Origin of the sequence: Stenotrophomonas sp. TWI602, from assembly GCF_039674045.1 — a bacterium.
GTDB lineage: Bacteria > Pseudomonadota > Gammaproteobacteria > Xanthomonadales > Xanthomonadaceae > Stenotrophomonas.
This window is the reverse complement of record NZ_JBDJMT010000002.1, coordinates 350,035-371,024: the sequence shown is the minus strand read 5'-3', so window position 1 is coordinate 371,024 and position 20,990 is coordinate 350,035. Positions and strand designations below refer to the sequence as shown.

The following is a 20,990-nucleotide window of genomic DNA, read 5'->3' as shown; positions in this document are numbered from 1 at the left end:
ATCAAGCGCTCAGGACTTTACGGCCCTTGGCGCGGCGACGCGACAGGATCTTGCGGCCGTCAGCGGTCTTCATACGGGCACGGAAGCCATGGTCGCGCTTACGCTTGAGGTTGCTGGGTTGGAAAGTGCGCTTGGTGGCCATGCGGGCCTCTATATGAAGGGGACGGAAAGAACCGGAAATTCTATAGACCTCATCGAGGTCCCGTCAAGTGTCTGTCACTACGGGAATTCACCGGGCTGTGCAATAGCTGTGGATCGTTTTGTGAATAACTTTGGGACAACCATTCCCGGCCCCCCTCGTCGGTGGTAGTCTGCGCCATCCATTCTTCCCCCCTTCCGGCCTGCGGTGCGGCGCTTTTGTTCGCCTATCCGCTGGCCCCAGACGATTATTGCCGATGGATGCCTGGTCTCGTTCTCTCGAACGCCTCGAAGCGGAGTTTCCGCCCGAGGATGTTCACACCTGGTTGAAGCCGCTGCAGGCAGATCTGCGCGCGGACAGCCTGGTGCTTTATGCGCCAAACGCCTTCATCGTCGACCAGGTGCGCGAGCTGTATCTGCCGCGCATCAAGGAGCTGCTGGCGCACTTCGCCGGTTTCGGCGACGTTTTTCTTGAAATCGGCTCGCGTCCGCGTCCGGTAGAGGCGCAGATCGCGCCGATTCCGGGCCTGTCCGCACCGGCGGCGCCGGCCGAACCGCTGGTGCCGTTCGCCGGCAACATGGATTCGCACTACACCTTCGCCAACTTCGTGGAAGGCCGCAGCAACCAGCTGGGTCTGGCCGCGGCGTTCCAGGCGGCGCAGAAGCCGGGCGACCGCGCCCACAACCCGTTGCTGCTGTACGGCGGGACCGGCCTGGGCAAGACCCACCTGATGTTCGCGGCCGGCAATGCGATGCGTCAGGCCAATCCGGCGGCCAAGGTGCTGTACCTGCGTTCGGAACAGTTCTTCAGCGCGATGATCCGTGCGCTGCAGGAAAAAACCATGGACCAGTTCAAGCGCCAGTTCCAGCAGGTGGACGCGCTGCTGATCGATGACATCCAGTTCTTCGCCGGCAAGGACCGTACCCAGGAAGAGTTCTTCCACACGTTCAACGCCCTGTTCGACGGCAAGCAGCAGATCATCCTGACCTGCGACCGGTACCCGCGCGAAGTCGAGGGCCTGGAAGCACGGCTGAAGTCGCGCCTGGCCTGGGGCCTGTCGGTGGCGATCGAGCCGCCGGACTTCGAGACGCGTGCAGCGATCGTGCTGGCCAAGGCCCGCGAGCGTGGCACCGATATCCCCGACGATGTGGCGTTTCTGATTGCCAAGAAGATGCGCTCCAATGTCCGCGACCTCGAAGGTGCGTTGAATACCCTGGCCGCACGCGCCAACTTCACCGGCCGTGCGATCACCACTGATTTCGCCCAGGAAACCCTGCGCGACCTGCTTCGCGCCCAGCAGCAGGCGATCAGCATTCCCAACATCCAGAAAACCGTGGCCGACTACTACGGGCTGCAGATCAAGGATCTGCTGTCCAAGCGTCGGACCCGGTCGCTGGCCCGTCCCCGTCAGGTTGCCATGGCCCTGACCAAGGAACTGACCGAGCACAGCCTGCCGGAAATCGGCGACGCCTTTGCCGGCCGGGACCACACCACGGTGCTGCATGCCTGCCGGCAGATCCGGACGTTGATGGAAGCGGACGGCAAGTTGCGGGAAGACTGGGACAAGCTGATCCGGAAGTTGAGCGAATGATGCATGTACGCCGCTAAGGCGTCATCGCATAAAACGGTGCAGAATCCGGTAGTAAGCGCGGGATAGGTTGTGGATAAAAAAGCCGCTCGATTCGGCGGTAAAGTTATCCACACCTTTCCCCACCCCTTGGGGGCTAGTAATGCAGAGGGTTTCGAGGTCAAAAACCCTATTGTTTACAAAGGCTTAGTCGCGTTTTCCCACGATTCTGGCCCTACCAGCACCACCAAGCTTTTGATTTATTCCACATTTTTTTAAAGCATAGGGGCACGGAACCACATGCGTTTCACACTGCAGCGCGAAGCCTTTCTCAAGCCGTTGGCACAAGTCGTCAACGTGGTCGAACGCCGCCAGACCCTGCCGGTTCTGGCTAATTTCCTGGTTCAGGTCCAGAACGGACAGCTCTCGCTGACGGGTACGGACCTGGAAGTGGAAATGGTGTCGCGGATCGCGGTGGAAGATGCCCAGGACGGCGAGACCACCATCCCCGCCCGCAAGCTGTTCGAGATCATCCGCGCCCTGCCCGACGGCAGCCGGATCACCGTCTCGCAGACCGGTGACAAGATCACCGTGCAGGCCGGGCGCAGCCGCTTCACCCTGGCAACGCTGCCGGCCAACGACTTCCCGTCTGTCGACGAAGTCGAAGCGACCGAACGCGTGGCCATCGGCGAAGCGACCCTGAAGGAACTGATCGAACGCACCGCGTTCGCGATGGCCCAGCAGGACGTGCGGTACTACCTCAACGGCCTGCTGTTCGACCTGCGTGGCGATGCCCTGCGTACCGTGGCGACCGACGGTCACCGCCTGGCGCTGTGCGAAACCGAGCTGGAAAAAGCCAGCGGCGCCAAGCGTCAGATCATCGTGCCGCGCAAGGGCGTGACCGAGCTGCAGCGTCTGCTGGAAAGCGGCGATCGTGAGATCGAGCTGGAAGTCGGCCGCAGCCACGTTCGCGTCAAGCGCGACGATGTGACCTTCACCTCCAAGCTGATCGACGGCCGGTTCCCGGATTACGAGGCTGTGATTCCGATCGGTGCCGACCGCGAAGTGAAGGTGGATCGCGAAGCCCTGCGTGCCTCGCTGCAGCGCGCTGCGATTCTGTCCAACGAGAAGTACCGCGGCATCCGCGTGGAAGTCTCGCCGGGCAACCTGAAAATCAGCGCGCACAACCCGGAGCAGGAAGAAGCCCAGGAAGAGATCGAGGCCGATACCACGGTCAGCGATCTGGCCATTGGCTTCAACGTGAACTACCTGCTGGACGCGTTGTCCGCACTGCGCGACGAGCACGTCGTGATCCAGCTACGCGATTCGAACTCCTCTGCCCTGGTCCGTGAGGCCAGCAGCGAGAAGTCACGTCACGTGGTGATGCCGCTGCGTCTGTGACCTGCGAGGTGTAGGTTCCACGTGGAACCGAGTGGTTCTGAGAAGCCCGGCATTGCCGGGTTTCTTTTTGGGCGAGAGAACGATGTTCCACGTGGAGCATTCTTTTTTCGCGGTGCGTTTGTGGCGTGGCCGTACCGTTCGGCTGATCCTGTGGCGCATCCGCAACGCTCGCGAGCCGGAGGACACGCAGCGAGCGGGACTTTGGCAACGAGCCCCACGAGGTGGTGACCACGTTTGCTCCGGCCCTTCGGTTGGTGCGGCACGGGACGGGGCCAGAGAGCGAATGGCGACGGACGGCTGCCGTGCGTGTCGATTCTGCATACGTCAGCCGAGCGAACTGCGCCAACTGCACGTCCGCTCCGAAGCGCTGCGGTACCCGGCTTTTTGGCCGCTGGATCACAGCTCTATGCTTTTAAAAACTGTATATAAATCTAAAGCTTGGTGGTGGTGGTAGGGCCAGATTTGGTTGAAAAGTAGGTTAAGTGGTTGGTTTTAAAGAGGAATATAGGCCTGAAACCCCCGGTAAAACAGGGTCTGAGCCTGGGGGTGATCCTGTGGATATCTTTCGAGGCCGTTCAAGAGGCCCTTTTTATCCACAGATTGCCCATAGGCTGTGCATAAGCCATACAGAGCGGGTGTGGACAGTCTCGTTTGGGTCTGCGCGAGCTGCTCGGGTTCTACGCTTCGGCGATTCGACCTCACGTCCAGATTTCAAAAAAAACAGGGGACCGGCCGCGTCCTGGCTCGCAAGGCGGGCAAAAAACGGTGCGAATTCGTTGAAATCTGCAGTACCTCAGTGCTGCGTACGGCGCAGATTTGAAAAAATTCAGGCCCCTCCAGCTGGCCATGCGGCGGGAAACGGAGGTTTCACGTGGCGGTGCTGGCCGCGGCGCTGACGTCGGCGGCGAACATCGCGCTTGTCTGGCCCGATGATCGTTGGCGCACCCGAAATGCACGCATGGCAGACCGAGCCGCCATCGCGCTGAACACCGCGACGCACCGACGGGCTCCTTCCGCCCTCGGCGAATGGTCAGGTCGACAACCGGCGCGGAGCATCCGGCCACGTGGAACCTGGGCAATGCAGTAAGCTGATCGATTCCCCCTACCCGTCTGCCGCCCGTGCGGCGTTGATCGTCCGCATGCACATCCGCCGCTTGACCCTGCACCAGGTTCGCCGCTTCGATACCGTCGAACTGGCACCGCAACCGGGCATCAACCTGATCACCGGTGACAATGGCGCCGGCAAGACCAGTGTCCTGGAGGCGCTGCACGTCATGGCGTATGGGCGCAGTTTTCGCGGCCGTGTCCGGGATGGCCTGGTACGCCAGGGCCGGGAGGCGCTGGAAGTGTTCGTGGAATGGGATGAGCAGCGCGAAGGTGCCAACACCCCGACCCGTCGCAAGGCCGGGCTTCGCCACAGCGGCCAGGAATGGAAAGGCCGACTGGACGGGGAAGACGTCGGTCAGCTCGGGACGCTGTGCGCCGCACTGGCGGTCGTCACCTTCGAGCCCGGTAGCCATGCCTTGGTCAGCGGCGGCGGCGAACCGCGTCGCCGGTTCCTTGATTGGGGTTTGTTCCACGTGGAACCAGACTTCATGGGTCTGTGGCGGCGGTACTCGCGGGCCCTGAAACAGCGCAATGCCCTGCTCAAGCAAGGAGGGCACCCGAACGCGCTCGATGCGTGGGACCGGGAGCTCGCCGAGGCCGGCGAACCGCTGACCACCCGCCGCCAGCATTACCTGGAACGGCTACAGGAACGGACCGTGGAACTGGCCGCCGTACTGGCGCCCAATCTGGGGATCCAGTCGCTGAGTTTGAGCCCAGGGTGGCGCAAGCAGGAGGTTTCGCTCTCCGACGCCCTGCTGCTGGCCCGGGAACGTGACCGCATGGCCGGCTATACGTCGGTCGGTCCGCACCGGGCCGACTGGAGCGTCGGATTTGAGACCATTCCGGGCCGGGATGCACTCTCGCGCGGCCAAGCCAAGCTGACCGCCCTCACCTGCCTGCTGGCGCAGGCCGAGGACTATGCCGAGCAGCGCGGCGAATGGCCGGTGATCGCCCTGGACGATCTGTCGTCCGAGTTGGATCGCCATCACCAGGCGCGGGTGCTGGAACGGCTCAAGGCCGGCCCGGCACAGATCTTCATCACCGCCACCGAGGTGCCGGCGGCGCTGGTGGACGCGACAGATATCACCCGGTTCCACGTGGAACATGGACAGGTCCTGCCTGTGCCATAGTGGTCCCCCAGGGGCCACAGTGCCCGGCTGGTATAATTGCTGTTGCAACCCCTTATTACTCGGCGCCCCGCCTCACGGCGGCGGACCGACCTGCGGAGCCTACGGCAAGCGCAATGACTGAAGAACAGAACATCCCCGCAAACAGCGGCAACTACGACGCCAACAGCATCACCGCCCTGGAAGGCCTCGAGGCTGTCCGCAAGCGTCCTGGTATGTACATCGGCGACGTCCATGACGGCACCGGTCTGCACCACATGGTGTTCGAGGTCGTCGACAATTCCATCGACGAAGCCTTGGCCGGCCACGCCGACCATGTGTCGGTGATGATCCACGCCGATGGCTCGGTCTCGGTGTCGGACAACGGGCGCGGCATCCCGACCGGCAAGCACGAGCAGATGAGCAAGAAGCTCGATCGCGAAGTCTCTGCAGCCGAAGTCGTGATGACGGTGCTGCATGCCGGCGGCAAGTTCGATGACAACAGCTACAAGGTCTCTGGCGGTCTGCACGGCGTGGGTGTCAGCGTGGTCAACGCGCTCTCGCAGAAGCTGCTGCTGGATATCTACCAGGGCGGCTTCCACTACCAGCAGGAATTCGCTGACGGTGCCGCCGTCAATTCGCTGAAGCAGGTCGAAGCCAGCACCAAGCGCGGTACGACCCTGCGCTTCTGGCCGTCGGTGAAGGCGTTCCACGACAACGTGGAGTTCCACTACGACATCCTGGCCCGCCGCCTGCGCGAGCTGTCCTTCCTCAATTCCGGCGTCAAGATCGTGCTGGTCGACGAGCGCGGCGATGGCCGCCGCGACGACTTCCATTACGAAGGCGGCATCCGCAGCTTCGTGGAGCATCTGGCGCAGTTGAAGACGCCGCTGCACCCGAACGTGATCTCGGTGACCGGCGAATCCAACGGCATCGTCGTGGACGTGGCGCTGCAGTGGACCGATTCCTATCAGGAAACGATGTACTGCTTCACCAACAACATTCCGCAGAAGGACGGCGGTACCCATCTGGCCGGCTTCCGCGGCGCGCTGACCCGTGTGCTCAACAACTACATCGAGCAGAACGGCATCGCCAAGCAGGCCAAGATCAACCTGACCGGCGATGACATGCGCGAAGGCATGATCGCGGTGCTGTCGGTGAAGGTTCCTGACCCGAGCTTCTCCAGCCAGACCAAGGAAAAGCTGGTCAGCTCGGACGTGCGCCCCGCCGTGGAAAGTGCCTTCGGTGCGCGGCTGGAAGAATTCCTGCAGGAAAACCCGAACGAAGCCAAGGCGATCGCCGGCAAGATCGTGGACGCGGCGCGTGCACGTGAGGCCGCCCGCAAGGCGCGCGATCTGACCCGTCGCAAGGGCGCGCTGGATATCGCCGGCCTGCCGGGCAAGCTGGCTGACTGCCAGGAAAAGGATCCGGCGCTGTCCGAACTGTTCATCGTCGAGGGTGACTCGGCAGGTGGTTCGGCCAAGCAGGGCCGCAACCGCAAGAACCAGGCGGTGCTGCCACTGCGCGGCAAGATCCTCAACGTGGAACGTGCCCGCTTCGACCGCATGCTCGCCTCGGACCAGGTCGGGACGCTGATCACCGCGCTGGGCACCGGCATCGGCCGGGACGAGTACAACCCGGACAAGCTGCGCTACCACCGCATCATCATCATGACCGATGCCGACGTCGACGGCGCGCATATCCGTACGCTGCTGTTGACCTTCTTCTACCGTCAGATGCCGGAGCTGATCGAGCGCGGCCATATCTACATCGGCCTGCCCCCGCTGTACAAGATCAAGCAGGGCAAGCAGGAGCTGTACCTGAAGGATGATCCGGCGCTGGACGCGTATCTGGCCAGCAGTGCGGTGGAGAGCGCGTCGTTGATCCCGGCCGAAAGCGAGCCGGGTATCGAAGGCGTAGCGCTGGAGAAGCTGTTGCTCTCCTATGCTTCGGCGCAGGAAACCATTGCGCGCAACGGCCATCGCTATGATCGCCAGGTGCTCGAAGCACTGATCGATTTCACGCCGATGGATCTGGAGCACCTGCGCAAGGCCGGCGCCGACGAAGGCCTCGCCGCACTGGCGACCCGCCTCAACCAGGGCAGCCTGGGTTCCCCGCGCTACACGCTGGAACTGCAGGAACCCACCGACGAGCGTCCGGCCGCCGTGCTGGTCACGCGTCGCCACATGGGCGAGCAGATGATCCAGGTGCTGCCGCTGGCCGCGTTCGAGACCGGCGAGCTGCGTGCGTTGCACCAGTCCTCGCTGCTGCTGCATGGCCTGGTCCGCGCCGGTGCCAAGATCAGCCGCGGTGCAAAGTCGGCCGAGGTGGCCAGCTTCGCCGAAGCACGCAACTGGCTGCTGGATGAAGCCAAGAAGGGCCGCCAGATCCAGCGATTCAAGGGTCTGGGTGAAATGAATCCCGAGCAGCTCTGGGACACCACGGTCAATCCCGACACCCGCCGCCTGCTCCAGGTGCGGATCGAGGATGCCGTGGCCGCCGACCAGATCTTCAGCACGCTGATGGGCGACGTGGTCGAGCCGCGCCGCGACTTCATCGAAGACAACGCGCTGAAGGTCGCCAACCTGGATATCTGACACAATCGGGGACGGGCCGGCCGGGTGCGACCTGCACCCTGGCCGGCCATCGCCCCCCGATGCCAGGAATCCGATGTCCGCTACCCCCCCGGCGTCCATGACGCCTCCGCTGCCCCCTGCCGTTCCGTCATTGCCGCGCAAGCCGGGTTCCCCGCTCGCGGGCTTCTTCATCGACCTGGGCATTGGCGTGCTGGTGCTGCTGTCGCTGAGCCTGATCAGCGGCTTGGTCTGGGGGCTGTACCGCGGGGCGATCGTTGGCTACCAGGCCGCTCGCGACGGTGCGGATGCTTCGGCCGTTGCCGGTCTTGCCCAGCAATTGGGCCAACCCGGGGCGCTGGCCCAGATCCTGATGGCGCTCGTTGCCACCGGTGGTGCCGCGCTGGTGCTGTATTTCTTCCGTCGCCGGGCCACGCCCGCCGAACGTACGCTGTCCTTCCAGGCGGCACGCCGCCCCTCGACATGGGGGTGGACGCTGCTGGTCGCCACCGGTGTGATCATCGGCAGCAATCTGATCGCATGGCTGGCCAAGCAGGGCGGCATCGAACCGGTGCCGACCAACCTGGCCCTGATGGAACAGGCGATCACGCGCTTCCCCTGGTTCCTCGCGCTGTTTGCCGTGGTGCTCGCGCCGGCCTATGAAGAGCTGCTGTTCCGCCGTGTCCTGTTCGGTCGCCTGTGGCAGGCCGGTCGCCCGGTGTTGGGCATCGTCCTGAGCAGCCTGGCGTTCGCCCTGGTACATGAAATCCCCGGCACCAGTGCCAACGGCCCGTGGGAAATCGCACAGCTATGGCTCGTCTATGGCGGCATGGGCGCGGCCTTCGCCTGGCTCTACCAACGCACCGGAACCTTGTGGGCGCCGATCGCCGCGCATGCCTTGAACAACGGCATTGCCCTGGTCGCGCTGATGTTTCTGGGCCTCCATTGATCGATCACGCGGCTTGACGAAAATTTACGTGGCCGCGTTCCACACTGCGCACATGAACACGGGGGATCGCACATGAAACCAGTGCTGTTGGGAATTGCCATTGCCATGCTGGTGAGCGCGTGCGCCACCACGACCTCGCCCACCGGCCGCCGCCAGATGGTCGGCGGTGTTTCGCAGGCGGAACTGGACCAGCTGGGCGCGCAGGCGTTCACCGAGACCAAGTCCAAGGGAACCCTCAGCAAGGACCCGAAGCAGACCGCCTACGTGCAGTGCGTGGTCAATGCGCTGGTCGCCCAGTTGCCGCCACAGTACCGTGGCGTACGGTGGGAGACGGCGTTGATGGTCGACAAGGAACCCAACGCGTTCGCCCTGCCCGGTGGCAAAGTCGGGGTCAATACCGGCATCTTCACGGTCGCCAAAAACCAGGATCAGCTGGCCGCGGTGATCGGTCACGAGATCGGGCACGTCATCTCCCGCCACCACGAAGAGCGCATCACCCGCCAGATGGGCGCGCAGACCGGCCTGTCGGTGCTCGGGGCACTTGCCGGTGCGGCCTACGGTGAGGGTGCGGCCAGTACGGTCAGCCAGCTCGGCGGCGCCGGCGCCCAAGCCGCGTTCCTGCTGCCCGGCTCGCGGACGCAGGAAAGCGAGGCCGATATCGTGGGTCAGCGGCTGATGGCCGAGGCCGGTTTCAACCCCGCCCAGGCAGTGGATCTGTGGCAGAACATGATGGCCGCCAGTGGGGGTCGCTCGCCCCAATGGCTGTCCACCCACCCCGATCCTACCAACCGTATCCGTGAACTTCAGCGAGACGCGCCGTCCCTGAGTGGTGTATACCAACAAGCCCAGGCGGCCGGGCGCAGGCCAAAGTGCGGTTGACGCGTCCGGATACGAGTCAAAGATGCTGTATTGCAGCATCGGAAACGATTTCTCACGCCATCAGTTTCTGATACGTTTGGCGGCTCAGATTTTTCTGACAGTCCGTTTTGATGCCGCTGCGGCGGTTCGATCGAGGTGAAAGATGATTTTCAGCAACCACAAGCAAGCCGTCCTTTCCGTCCTCATCGCGACCGCTGTAAGTGGCGCCATGATCACCGATGCCTTCGCCCAGGCCCGCTCGTCGGAGCGTGGCGCGCGTGGCGGGAAGAAGCAGGCCAAGGCCGAAGTGCTCTACCCGCAGGCGACCCGCCAGGAGCCGGAGCAGAAGTCCTCGGCCAAGGTCGGTCCGAAGCTGCAGAAAATGATTGACAGCTACAACGACCAGAAGTTCCCGGAGACGCGCGCGCAGGCCGACGAAATCCTGGCCAATCCCGCTGCCAACGCCTACGACAAGTCGCTCGCCGCGCAGCTCGCCTCGCAGGCGGCCTACCAGCTTGATGACGTCGCCGCTGCCAAGAAGTACCTCGAGCAGGTGCTGCAGCTCGGTGGCCTGGACAACAACGGCCACTACCAGTCGATGCTGATGCTGGGTCAGCTGCAGCTGCAGGACGACCAGATCAACGAAGGCCTGGCGACGCTGGACAAGTACTTCGCCGAGACCAAGTCGAACAAGCCCGAAGAGCTGATCGCCAAGGGCCAGGCGCTGTACCAGGCCGAGCGCTACGCCGAGGCCATCCCGGTGCTGCAGCAGGCCATCGCCGGCTCGCCCGAGCCGAAGGACAACTGGAACCAGTTGCTGATGGCTGCCATGGCCGAAGCCGGCCAGACCGGTGAAGCGGTCAAGCAGGCCGAAGCGCTGGCGGCCAAGAACCCGAACGACAAGAAGGTGCAGTTGAACCTGGCCAGCATGTACATGCAGGCCGACCAGATGGACCAGGCTGGCGCTGTCATGGCCAAGCTGTACGCCGCCGGCCAGCTGACCGACGAGCGGGAGTACAAGCAGCTGTACTCGATCTACGCCAACAGCGAGAACAAAGAAAAGGACGTCATTGCCGTTATCAATGATGGCTTGCAGAAAAACATCCTGAAGCCGGATTATCAGGTATACCTGGCACTGGCCCAGGCGTACTACTACTCCGACCCGCAGCAGACGGACAAGGCGATCGAAGCGTGGCAGAAGGCTGCCCCGCTTTCCAAGGATGGCGAGACCTACCTGAATCTGGCACGCGTGCTGCATTCGGAAGGTCGCATTCCGGAGGCCAAGCAGGCCGCCCAGCAAGCGCTGGCGAAGGGTGTGAAGAACCAGGCGGATGCCAAGAAAATCATCAACCTGAAGTAAGTAGGAATAACGCCTGAACGCCTGCATAAGTGATGCGCAGGCGCTCAGGATTGGTATAAGCTTGGAGGTTCCTGCGGTGTCATGCACCGCTGATCATGGGCTACCTGTCCCCGGGTATCCCGGCCCCACTAATGAGCTCTTGGCGCATGACGGAACAACTAGTCGTTCACAGGTACGAACAACGCGATGACACCGGCCTCTCCTGGCCGCGTATCGTGGGTATCGCTTTTGTAATCGCACTGCATCTCGCCGCCTTCATGATGCTTCTGATCCCGGCTGTGGCTCCCAAGGCCGTGGCGGAGAAAGAACGCAACATCATGGTGACCCTGGTCGACGCTCCGCCGCCGCCACCACCGCCACCGCCGCCGCCGCCGCCGGATGACACCCCGCCGCCGCCGGTCAAGAACCTGTCGCCGCCGAAGCCGTCCCCGGTTCCGCCGCCGCCGCAGGCTCCTGTGGTCGATATCCCGGACCCGCGTCCGACCGACATCGTCACACCGCCTTCGCCGCCGTCGCCGCCGCAGCCGCCGAGCACCATTGAGGCAAGCGTCGACATCTCGTCGAAGAACATGAACCCCCCGCGTTACCCGCCGGCCGCGTTCCGTGCTGGTATCCAGGGTGAAGTCATCCTGATCATTGACGTCGATGCCAATGGCAACGTCACCAATGTGTCGGTCGAGAAGTCCAGCCGTAACCGTGACCTCGATCGCGCCGCCATGGACGCAGCTCGCAAGTGGAGCTTCCGTTCCGCGGAATCGGGCGGGAAGAAGGTCGCAGGTCGCGTTCGCGTCCCGGTCAACTTTGCGCTGAACTGATAGTGGCCGGTGGCCCGCCGGCCACCGCCCCTAGCGGTTATTTCTAGCAATACCCTTTATCACCACACACAACAAAGGTAAGCGTCATGCTGCAGGAACTTTTCATCGCCGCTGCTGCCGGGGGCAACTCCAACGCCCTGTCGCAGATGGGCTTCGAGCACCTGATCCACGAGATGACCACCCAGCCGGGTGACTTCGCCGTCTCCTGGGTCGTGCTGCTGACCCTGATCATCATGTCGGCCATGTCCTGGTACTGGACCGTCATCAACATCTTCCGCGCCACCCGTCTGAAGGCTGCTGCCGACAAGGTCGTGAGCCTGTTCTGGGATACCCCGAACGCCCAGGACGCCATCCGTGCGATGGAAGAACAGCCGGCTTCGGAGCCCTTCTCCAAGATCGCTCTGGACGCTGCACAGGCTGCTGCGCACCACCAGCGTTCGGAAGGCGGCACCTCGGGTGGCCTGGGTGAGAACCTGAGCCGTTCGGAGTTCGTCGATCGCGCCCTGCGTCAGGCCGTGACCCGCGAAAGCAACAACCTGCAGTCGGGCATGACCCTGCTGGCCACCGTCGGCGCAACCGCTCCGTTCGTGGGTCTGCTGGGTACCGTGTGGGGCATCTACGGCGCGCTGATCAAGATCGGTGCCACCGGTTCCGCCTCGATCGACGCCGTTGCCGGCCCGGTGGGTGAAGCACTGATCATGACCGCCATCGGTCTGTTCGTGGCTATCCCGGCCGTGTTCGCCTTCAACTTCTTCAGCAAGATCAACAGCGCCACGATCAGCAAGTTCGATACGTTCGCTCACGACCTGCACGACTTCTTCGCCACCGGTTCGCGCGTTCGCTAATAGCGACGCGCGTCACCCAGCGAGAACGTAGTCAACACGATCTAGACGGAGCCCGTTATGGCTTTCAGTAGTGGTAACAGCGGCGGCCCCATGGCCGACATCAACGTTACGCCCCTCGTGGACGTGATGCTGGTGCTGCTGATCATCTTCATCATCACGGCGCCCCTGATGTCCCACAAGGTCAAGGTGGATCTGCCTGAGGCCAACCTGGTGCAGAATCCGGAAGACGCTGAAAAGCGGGCGAGCCCGATCACCTTGGCAGTCAAGGAAGACGGCTCGATCTACTGGAACGACGAGGAAATCGACAAGCAGACTCTTGAGTCGCGCTTGGCGACCGCCGCCCAGCAGACCCCGCAGCCGCCCCTCAACCTGCGTGGTGATCGCACCACCAAGATGCGCGTCATCAATGAGATGACGAAGGTCGCGCAGGAACAGGGCATGCTCGACGTGGGCTTCGTCGCCACCAAAGTAAAGGGGCAGTAAGCCATGGCGTTCAGTACTGGTGGTAACAAAGGCCCCATGGCCGACATCAACGTCACGCCCCTGGTGGACGTGATGCTGGTGCTGCTGATCATCTTCATCGTCACCGCGCCGATCATGACGTACCCGATCGCCGTTGACCTGCCGCAGCGCGTGCTCAACCCACCGCCGGTGACGGTCGAACCGCCGCCGCCGATCGAGCTGAAGGTGGACGCCAGCAACCAGGTGTCGTGGAACAACAGCCCCGTGGCTGTGGGCGAACTGCAGCAGCGTATGGAACAGGAAGTGCAGCGCGATCCGACCAACCAGCCGGAACTGCGCATCGATGCCAGCCCGGACTCCGAGTACGACGTGATGGCCAAGGTGTTGGCTGCCGCGAAGAATGCTCAGATGAAGAAGATCGGCTTCGTACAGCAGTAATACGCAAGACGCAGTCATGACGCGACTGGAAAACGCCCCTGGAAACAGGGGCGTTTTTTTTGTGCCGCCGGCCGTGGATACGCGCCAGCGCCACGCTGCCCGCTATCATCCGGCCATGCTCGCAACCTTCGACGTCTTCGGGGACTGGCTCGATGCCATCCCCCACCTGCGCCCCCTGATGGTGGCGGCCTACATTCTCTATCTGCTGTGGCTGACCGGCTGGATCATGCTGCAGAAGCGCGAGCCGGTCGCCACGCTGAGCTGGATCCTGTCGCTGGCCGCCCTGCCCTACCTTGGCCTGTTCATCTACTACCTGCTCGGCCCGCAGAAGGTGAAGCGGCAGCGCCTGCGCCGTGGTCGTTCGCGCTCGGGGATGGAGCATTACAGCAGCGTCTGCCCACCGGATGCGGACTGCACCGAGCTGGCCAAGATCGCCCAGGCCACCACCGGGCTCTCACCGAGCTCGGCCACCGAGGTGGAGTGGCTGGTCGATGGCGCGGCCACCTACAGCGCACTGCTTGCCGCGGTGGCCACGGCCAAGGACCACTTGCACCTTGAGTACTACATCTTCAATCCGGACCACGCCGGCACCGCGCTGCGCGATGCGCTGACCGAGCGTGCGGCCGCCGGCGTGCGCGTGCGCCTGCTGCTCGATGCGGTCGGCTCGTCGTCCATCCGCAAGCGCTTCCTGCAGCCGCTGCTGGATGCAGGCGCCGAAGTCGTCTGGTTCCACCCGCGACAGCTGCTCAAACCGTTCAAGCGGCCCTGGTTGAACCTGCGCACGCACCGCAAGCTCGTCATCATCGATGGCCTGCAGGCCTTCACCGGCGGCATCAACATCACCGATGAGGAAGATGAGAGCGTCCGCCCGGATGCGTATCGCGACCTGCACATGCGGCTGCGGGGCCACGTGGTGCGCAGCCTGCAGCTGGTCTTCATCGAGGATTGGATCTACGCCACCGGCCAGGAGCCGGCGCGCTTCAACATCGCCCAGCTGTGGCCGGAAACCATGCCCAGCCGCAGCGAGGGCAGCATCAATGCGCAGGTGCTGGTCTCCGGTCCGGATTCGTCGTGGGAGACCATCCACCGGCTGCACGTGGCGGCGATCCACGAAGCGAAGGAGCGCGTCTGGCTGGTGACGCCCTACTTCGTGCCCGGCGAGGCCGCGCGCATGGCACTGACCTCGGCCGCACTCGGTGGCCTGGACGTGCGCCTGCTGGTGCCCAAGATGAGCGACTCCTGGTTCGTCACCCAGGCCGCGCGCTCCTATTTCGACGAGCTGCTGCAGGCCGGGGTCAAGATCTACGAGTACGGCCCACGCATGCTGCACACCAAGGCCTTCATCGCCGATGACGACGTGTGCATCGTCGGCAGTGCCAACTTCGATCACCGCAGCTTCCGGCTCAACTTCGAGCTCTCGATGATGATCAGCGACACCGGCCGCGTTGCGGCGCTGGCCGAGATCCTGCTGGCCGAATACAGCAGCGCCGCGCCGGTCTACAACGACCGCCAGCGTTCGCTGTGGCGGCACCGTGTGCCCGAGGCGTTCGCCCGCCTGGCCTCGCCGCTGCTGTAGCCACTGCTCCCCGTGGAACCGCACCCGGCGCCAGCGCTACACTGGCCCGGTCAATCGGGGAGAACGACATGTACTGGCTGTTTCTGCTGTTCGCGCTGGCCTGTTTCGGCATGGCGCTCAAGACCCCCCACATGGGGCTGATGGCGCTGTCGCTGCTGGGCACCCTGGTGTTCCTGCTGGCGTGGGTCCGCGGCCTCTACGTGGCCCGCTTCGGCGATGTGCAGCCCACCCGCGCGGCCATCACCGATCCCAACGAACTCCGTCGGCTGCGGGAGCTCGCCCTCCAGGCGCGCACCCCGGCTGCTCAGGGTGAATCCGACCCCTCGTAGTGCCATGACCCAACTCAGCGTCAACGTGAACAAGATCGCCGTCCTGCGCAACTCGCGCGGCGGCACCGACCCGGACGTGCTGCAGGCCGCCCGTGCCTGCCTGGATGCCGGCGCGCATGGGATCACCGTGCACCCGCGCCCGGACCGACGCCACATCCGCGCCGAGGACGTTCTCGCGTTGTCCGCGCTGACGGCCGAGCGCGGCGTGGAGTTCAACATCGAAGGCAACCCGTTCGCGCCCCCGCGTGAGGGCTATCCCGGGCTGCTGCCGCTGTGCGCGCAGACCCGCCCCGCCCAGGCCACCCTGGTGCCGGATGGCGACGGGCAGCTCACCTCCGACCACGGCTTCGACTTCGGCCGCGACGCGCAGCGCCTACGCCCGCTGATCGCCGAGTTGAAGTCGTATGGCTGCCGGGTCAGCCTGTTCGTGGACGCGGGCAATCCCGACCTCGCCCAGGCCGCCGAGATCGGGGCCGACCGCGTGGAGCTCTACACCGGCCCCTACGCCGAGGCGCATGCCGCCGGTGACGCCACCGCCATGCTGGCGGTGTTTGCCGATGCAGCGCGCCGCGCCCAGGCGGCCGGCCTGGGCGTCAACGCCGGCCACGACCTGTCGCAGGACAACCTGGCCGATTTCCTGCGGACCGTGCCGGACGTGCTGGAAGTCTCGATCGGCCATGCGCTGATCAGCGAGGCGCTGTATGACGGGCTGGATGCCACGGTGAAGGGCTATCTGCGGCTGCTGTGATGCGGCGCGTAGCCCTGCCGCGTAAGGGGCGCCCGGCATCAGGTAGCGCCGACCGTTGGTCGGCTCAGCCGACCGTGACGTGGCACCGCAGGCACGCGCTCTGGCCCTGTGGATAAATTGGGGGATCAAATCGGTCTCCACCTCCGCCGACCCTTACCCGGCGCGGGTTTCACTTCCCTTTACGCCTGTGGTTAGTAATACTACTAACCATGGCTATCCCCTATCCCCGCCGTTGCCACGCCACGACGTCTCATTCCCTGAGACCTCCCGGCGATAGCCTTTGACGATGGGTATTGCGATCAAAGGCCGGGGCTCCCGCACGCACCTGGCGGGCCGTTTCGAGGTCACCGTCAGCGAAGCGATGGACGACGGCTGGGCGCCGGACGAGAGCGAGGAGTTCGCCGCGCCGCGTCTGCGCACGGAAGTGCGCGCCGAGACCGCCCGTAGCATCATCAGCCGCAACAAGTCGCCGGACGTCGGCTTCAGCCAGTCGGTCAATCCGTACCGCGGCTGCGAGCACGGGTGCTCGTACTGTTTCGCCCGACCCTCGCACGCCTATCTCAATCTCTCGCCCGGGCTGGACTTCGAGACCAAGCTGTTCGCCAAGACCAATGCGCCGCAGCTGCTGCGCAAGGAGTTCTCGCGCCCCGGCTACGTGCCGCAGCCGATCGCGCTGGGCATCAACACCGACGCCTACCAGCCGATCGAGCGCAAGCTCAAGCTCACCCGCCAGCTGATCGAGGTGATGCTCGAAACCCAGCACCCGTTCTCGTTGATCACCAAGAACGCGCTGGTCGAGCGCGACATCGACCTGCTTGCGCCGCTGGCCGAAAAGCACCTGGTCAGCGTGCACTTCTCGGTGACCTCGCTGGACCCGCACCTGTCGGCCAAGCTGGAACCGCGTGCCTCGGCCCCGCATGCACGGTTGCGCGCGATGCGTCGCCTGAGCGATGCCGGCATCCCGGTCGGGGTGATGGTCGCGCCGGTGATCCCGTGGATCAACGATGCCGAACTGGAAGCCGTGCTTGAAGCCGCCCACGATGCGGGTGCCTCCACCGCTGGCTACGTGCTGCTGCGCCTGCCGCTGGAAGTGGCGCCGCTGTTCCGCGACTGGCTCGACACCCACCATCCAGACCGCGCCACGCACGTGATGAGCACCATCAACCAGCTGCGCGGTGGCAAGGATTACAACAGCCAATTCGGCACGCGCATGCGCGGTGAAGGGGTCTACGCCGACCTGCTGTCCAACCGCTTCAAGCTGGCCCGCAAGCGCCTGGGCTTCGATGCGCAGCACAGCCACTGGCCGAAACTGGATTGCACCCGCTTCCTGCGGCCGTTGCCGCCGCGGGCGGAGTCACCGCAGGGCTCGTTGTTCTGATCAGCCCCCGATGGACTTTAGGGCGCGCCCGACCAACAATCGGGCCAAGGCACCGCGCCGCGGTGGCCTGACGTCCATATCGGATATCCAGGGGGAACCCCATGTCATCGGCAGCCACCTCGGCCGCATCGAACGCGACCAACATCGCGATCAACGCTGCCATCACCGCAGCGGTGCAGCAGCAGCGCGACGCGGTGATCGCACACTTCACCGGCCATCAGGCGTTGTCCCCGCAGAGCGCGATCGCGGCGGACAGCATCGACCCTGCATTGCAGGTAGCGCTGAAGTACTACCGCGACAACGGCGTCATCCGCGACGCGGGCGGTGATCGTCTTTATCTGGATCTGGACGTGTTGGCCGGGCTGAAGGCCAAGGCGAAGCGCACCGGGCGCAATGTGCTGATCACGGTGATGGTGTTGGCCGTGGTTGTGGTTGTCGGTGCTGTGTTGCTGGTGTTGGCGCGCTGACCAATGGGCATCGAGTGCTGGTGTAGTAGTCGCAGCAGACTGCGATAGAGCTGCGCACACAAAGTGAAGCAAGCAACACACGACTACTGGCTGCAGTAGGCGCCGGAAGCATCACTGATCTCCGGCATCGCCGTCGGGACTGCATTTGGCGGGCACGTGGGTGGTTATGCTTCCGCTGCCGCCTTCTATGGCTCAATGTTTACCGCCACTTACAATGACTCTAAAGCAATAGCGACAGCAGGAATAGTTGGGGAGGAAACATGTCGATGAATTCATCTTTTAAATTCAAGTGTCCAGCATGCGGCACAAGAGCACAGCGATTGCCAGCATTTAAATCGCTTGAGAGAGTGCTCGTCGTCAAATGTAGAGGATGTCGATCAATCATTGAATCGGATATAGGCTGGCTCAGGTATATATTACTGGTGTCCTATACATATATATTTGCCGGCCTACTGGGGTCTGCATTCATAATTGGATTGGTTACTGGCAATGTTCTTCAGGTTCTGATCTCAGGCTTATTATTTGCACTCCTGGCACTTCTGCCTGCAATTATTCTTCATTCTCGATTTTTGGTTGTCCAGAAGACGGAGGAAAACGTCAGATCGCTTGATCAGAAGTACGGAAAATATCGAAGGTGATTTCGTCGTCTCTTGGCGAGTTACGCAAAGGTCTAGACCTGGCACTCCATGCTCCGCTGAGTTACTACCGCGACAACGGCGTCATCCGCGACGCGGGCGCTGATCGTCTCTATCTCGATCTGGACGTGCTGGCCGGGTTGAAGGCCAAGGCGAAGCGCACCGGGCGCAATGTGCTGATCACGGTGATGGTGTTGGCGGCGGTAGTGGTGGTCGGTGCTGTGTTGCTGGTGTCGGCGCGCTGATCAATTCCCACCAAATAATTTCTGCGCACTCTGGAAAAGAATCCAGCTCGTCGCAATGAACTTGTCCCCACCCTGCGGCCGGTTGCCCCGATGCGTGTGGGTGAACGACGTCGGTGCGATCAACAGGCTGCCCGTGCGCGGCGCAACCTTGCGGCCCTGGAACAGGAACTCGGTTTCGCCCGCATCGAAATCGTCATTGAGGTAGAGCGTCCACAGCAGGTGGCGGTGCAGCGTTTCGCCGGCCGGATCGCGTGGGTACAGCTCGCAGTGCCAGTACGGATAGCCGCCCTCGCCCGCCGCATACCATTGCAGATTGATGGCACCGGGCCGCAGGCAGGTGCGGGCCAGGTCGGACAGCGTGGCGTCGTCCATGTCGGGGAAATCCTCGGCCGCCAACCGGCGCGGTTGGCCCTGGCTGTCCTGGATCTGCAACATCAACGGCGAGATCAGGGCCTGTGGATAACGGCGTAGATAAGTCAGCAAACCCTTGAAAACCGCCTGCTGCAGCACTGCTTCGGCCTGCCGCCACTCGGGGCGCCCGCTGATGCGAAGATCCTTGCTGTGCTTGAGTTCCGGGAACACACCGCTGCCCACTTCGCCCGGCTGCAACTGCGCACTGGATCGCATCTGGGCCTGCAGGGCCGCGCAGACCTCGTTGGGGACGGCGTTGTGGATTACTTCGATGAAATCGAGCGGTGCGTCGGCAGTCATGGGGTCATCCGTGGGCACGAATGGCCGATGGTGACCGCTGCCGTGGCCGATGTCACGCCGTTGCCACGTATCAACAGGGCTGACCGGATGGCCAGCCCTGTGTAGCAAATCAACCCGCCGCGCTGTCGTGTTCGCGGTGGTAACGGGTGGCTTCTTCCACTTCATTGCGCGACCCGAGGAACACCGGCACGCGCTGGTGCAGCTGATCGGGCTGGATGTCGAGAATGCGCTCGCGGCCGGTGGTGGCGGCGCCGCCGGCCTGCTCGACCAGCAGGCCCATCGGGTTGGCTTCGTACATCAGGCGCAGCTTGCCGGCCTTGGAGGGATCCTTCGTGTCCCACGGGTAGATGAAGATGCCGCCGCGGGTCAGGATGCGATGCACGTCGGCCACCATGCTGGCGATCCAGCGCATGTTGAAGTTCTTGCCGCGCGCGCCTTCCTTGCCGGCCAGCAGGTCCTGCACGTAGCCCTGCATCGGGGCTTCCCAATGCCGCTGGTTGGACATGTTGATCGCGAATTCCTGGGTGTCCGCCGGGATCTGCATGTCCGGCGTGGTCAGCACGAACTCGCCCTTCTCGCGGTCCAGGGTGAACGCGTGCGTGCCGTGGCCGACGGTGAGCACCATCTGCGTGCTCGGCCCGTAGATGCAGTAGCCGGCCGCGACCTGCGCGGTGCCCGGCTGCAGGAAGCTGGCATCGCTGGGCTGCTCGGTGCCCGGCGGGCAGCGCAGCACCGAGAAGATGGTGCCGACCGACACGTTGACGTCGATGTTGGAGCTGCCATCGAGGGGATCGAACAGCAGCAGGAAGTCACCGCGCGGGTAGGTGTCGGGCACCGGCTGGCAGTGATCCATTTCTTCCGAGGCACAGGCAGCCAGGTGACCGCCCCAGGCGTTGGCTTCCAGCAGGATCTCGTTGCTGATCACGTCCAGCTTCTTCTGCGCCTCGCCCTGCACGTTGCCGGTACCGGCTTCGCCGAGCACACCGCCCAGCGCGCCCTTGCTGACCGCGATGGAGATGCTGGTGCAGGCGCGGGCGACAACAGCGATCAGCTGGCGCAGATCGGCGTTGATGCGGCCGGCATGTTGCTCTTCGATCAGATAGCGGGTCAGCGACGTCTGGGACATGGAATCAGGCGGCCTTCAGAGGAGAAGCGCCTATTGTCGCCCTTCGCCGGAGCCATTACGAGGCGCGGGCCGCCGTAACCGTTCCCACCGCGCGCAACGCGCTGCCGGCGCGGCAAAGAAAAACGGCCGCGCAGGGCGGCCGTTCTGCTTCACAG

At 63.8% G+C, this 20,990-nt stretch carries 20 protein-coding genes; 17 read left to right on the top strand and 3 right to left on the bottom strand.

Annotated features, from left to right (window positions below; genetic code table 11):
- Position 1: 1 nt before the first annotated feature.
- Positions 2–142, bottom strand: coding sequence for a 50S ribosomal protein L34 (gene rpmH / locus ABE483_RS04230; RefSeq protein WP_006404565.1), 141 nt, complete (start codon positions 140–142; stop codon positions 2–4).
- 253 nt (positions 143–395) lie between these two features.
- On the opposite strand from rpmH, the gene dnaA reads away from it, so the two are divergent.
- From dnaA to ABE483_RS04145, 17 genes are all read left to right on the top strand, one after another.
- On the top strand, positions 396–1,730 hold the full coding sequence (dnaA, locus tag ABE483_RS04225; RefSeq protein ID WP_046272260.1) for a chromosomal replication initiator protein DnaA: 1,335 nt from the start codon (positions 396–398) through the stop codon (positions 1,728–1,730).
- A gap of 276 nt (positions 1,731–2,006) precedes the next feature.
- Complete coding sequence (gene dnaN, locus ABE483_RS04220) at positions 2,007–3,107, top strand: DNA polymerase III subunit beta (protein ID WP_019184048.1); 1,101 nt, start codon at positions 2,007–2,009, stop codon at positions 3,105–3,107.
- A 1,139-nt stretch (positions 3,108–4,246) separates the two neighbouring features.
- The gene (gene recF / locus ABE483_RS04215; protein ID WP_346481167.1) at positions 4,247–5,344 is read left to right on the top strand and encodes a DNA replication/repair protein RecF; all 1,098 of its coding nucleotides are present in this window, start codon (positions 4,247–4,249) and stop codon (positions 5,342–5,344) included.
- A 113-nt stretch (positions 5,345–5,457) separates the two neighbouring features.
- Positions 5,458–7,917, top strand: a complete 2,460-nt coding sequence (gene gyrB, locus ABE483_RS04210) for a DNA topoisomerase (ATP-hydrolyzing) subunit B (protein ID WP_313211274.1) — start codon at positions 5,458–5,460, stop codon at positions 7,915–7,917.
- A 73-nt stretch (positions 7,918–7,990) separates the two neighbouring features.
- On the top strand, positions 7,991–8,842 hold the full coding sequence (locus ABE483_RS04205; RefSeq protein ID WP_313211273.1) for a CPBP family intramembrane glutamic endopeptidase: 852 nt from the start codon (positions 7,991–7,993) through the stop codon (positions 8,840–8,842).
- A 72-nt stretch (positions 8,843–8,914) separates the two neighbouring features.
- On the top strand, positions 8,915–9,721 hold the full coding sequence (locus ABE483_RS04200) for a M48 family metallopeptidase (RefSeq protein ID WP_346481166.1): 807 nt from the start codon (positions 8,915–8,917) through the stop codon (positions 9,719–9,721).
- Between the two features lie 142 nt (positions 9,722–9,863).
- The gene (locus ABE483_RS04195) at positions 9,864–11,060 is read left to right on the top strand and encodes a tetratricopeptide repeat protein (protein WP_313211271.1); all 1,197 of its coding nucleotides are present in this window, start codon (positions 9,864–9,866) and stop codon (positions 11,058–11,060) included.
- Positions 11,061–11,317: 257 nt separating this feature from the next.
- The gene (locus ABE483_RS04190; RefSeq protein WP_172407616.1) at positions 11,318–11,875 is read left to right on the top strand and encodes an energy transducer TonB; all 558 of its coding nucleotides are present in this window, start codon (positions 11,318–11,320) and stop codon (positions 11,873–11,875) included.
- A gap of 86 nt (positions 11,876–11,961) precedes the next feature.
- On the top strand, positions 11,962–12,720 hold the full coding sequence (exbB, locus tag ABE483_RS04185; protein WP_019184055.1) for a TonB-system energizer ExbB: 759 nt from the start codon (positions 11,962–11,964) through the stop codon (positions 12,718–12,720).
- A 57-nt stretch (positions 12,721–12,777) separates the two neighbouring features.
- Entirely contained in the window at positions 12,778–13,203 is a 426-nt protein-coding gene (locus ABE483_RS04180) for a biopolymer transporter ExbD (protein ID WP_046272259.1), read from the top strand.
- A 3-nt stretch (positions 13,204–13,206) separates the two neighbouring features.
- Positions 13,207–13,620 carry a biopolymer transporter ExbD gene (locus ABE483_RS04175; RefSeq protein ID WP_046272258.1) on the top strand — a complete coding sequence of 138 codons (414 nt, stop codon included), beginning with the start codon at positions 13,207–13,209 and terminating at the stop codon, positions 13,618–13,620.
- Between the two features lie 115 nt (positions 13,621–13,735).
- Entirely contained in the window at positions 13,736–15,196 is a 1,461-nt protein-coding gene (gene cls, locus ABE483_RS04170) for a cardiolipin synthase (RefSeq protein WP_346481165.1), read from the top strand.
- 68 nt (positions 15,197–15,264) lie between these two features.
- Positions 15,265–15,525, top strand: a complete 261-nt coding sequence (locus tag ABE483_RS04165) for a hypothetical protein (protein ID WP_070474188.1) — start codon at positions 15,265–15,267, stop codon at positions 15,523–15,525.
- Between the two features lie 4 nt (positions 15,526–15,529).
- Positions 15,530–16,273 (top strand): pyridoxine 5'-phosphate synthase, encoded by a 744-nt coding sequence (locus ABE483_RS04160; RefSeq protein ID WP_346481164.1) that lies wholly within the window; start codon positions 15,530–15,532, stop codon positions 16,271–16,273.
- Positions 16,274–16,559: 286 nt separating this feature from the next.
- Complete coding sequence (locus ABE483_RS04155) at positions 16,560–17,651, top strand: PA0069 family radical SAM protein (RefSeq protein ID WP_346481163.1); 1,092 nt, start codon at positions 16,560–16,562, stop codon at positions 17,649–17,651.
- 101 nt (positions 17,652–17,752) lie between these two features.
- Positions 17,753–18,118: a hypothetical protein gene (locus ABE483_RS04150; protein ID WP_346481162.1), complete on the top strand. Its 366-nt coding sequence runs from the start codon at positions 17,753–17,755 to the stop codon at positions 18,116–18,118.
- Positions 18,119–18,752: 634 nt separating this feature from the next.
- Positions 18,753–18,998 carry a hypothetical protein gene (locus ABE483_RS04145; protein ID WP_346462788.1) on the top strand — a complete coding sequence of 82 codons (246 nt, stop codon included), beginning with the start codon at positions 18,753–18,755 and terminating at the stop codon, positions 18,996–18,998.
- Here ABE483_RS04145 and ABE483_RS04140 read toward each other — a convergent pair whose 3' ends face one another.
- Both ABE483_RS04140 and ABE483_RS04135 read right to left on the bottom strand, forming a co-directional pair.
- Positions 18,999–19,709: a 2OG-Fe(II) oxygenase gene (locus tag ABE483_RS04140; RefSeq protein ID WP_346481182.1), complete on the bottom strand. Its 711-nt coding sequence runs from the start codon at positions 19,707–19,709 to the stop codon at positions 18,999–19,001.
- A gap of 109 nt (positions 19,710–19,818) precedes the next feature.
- Positions 19,819–20,835, bottom strand: coding sequence for a class 1 fructose-bisphosphatase (locus ABE483_RS04135; protein ID WP_346481161.1), 1,017 nt, complete (start codon positions 20,833–20,835; stop codon positions 19,819–19,821).
- Between the last annotated feature and the right edge of the window lie 155 nt (positions 20,836–20,990).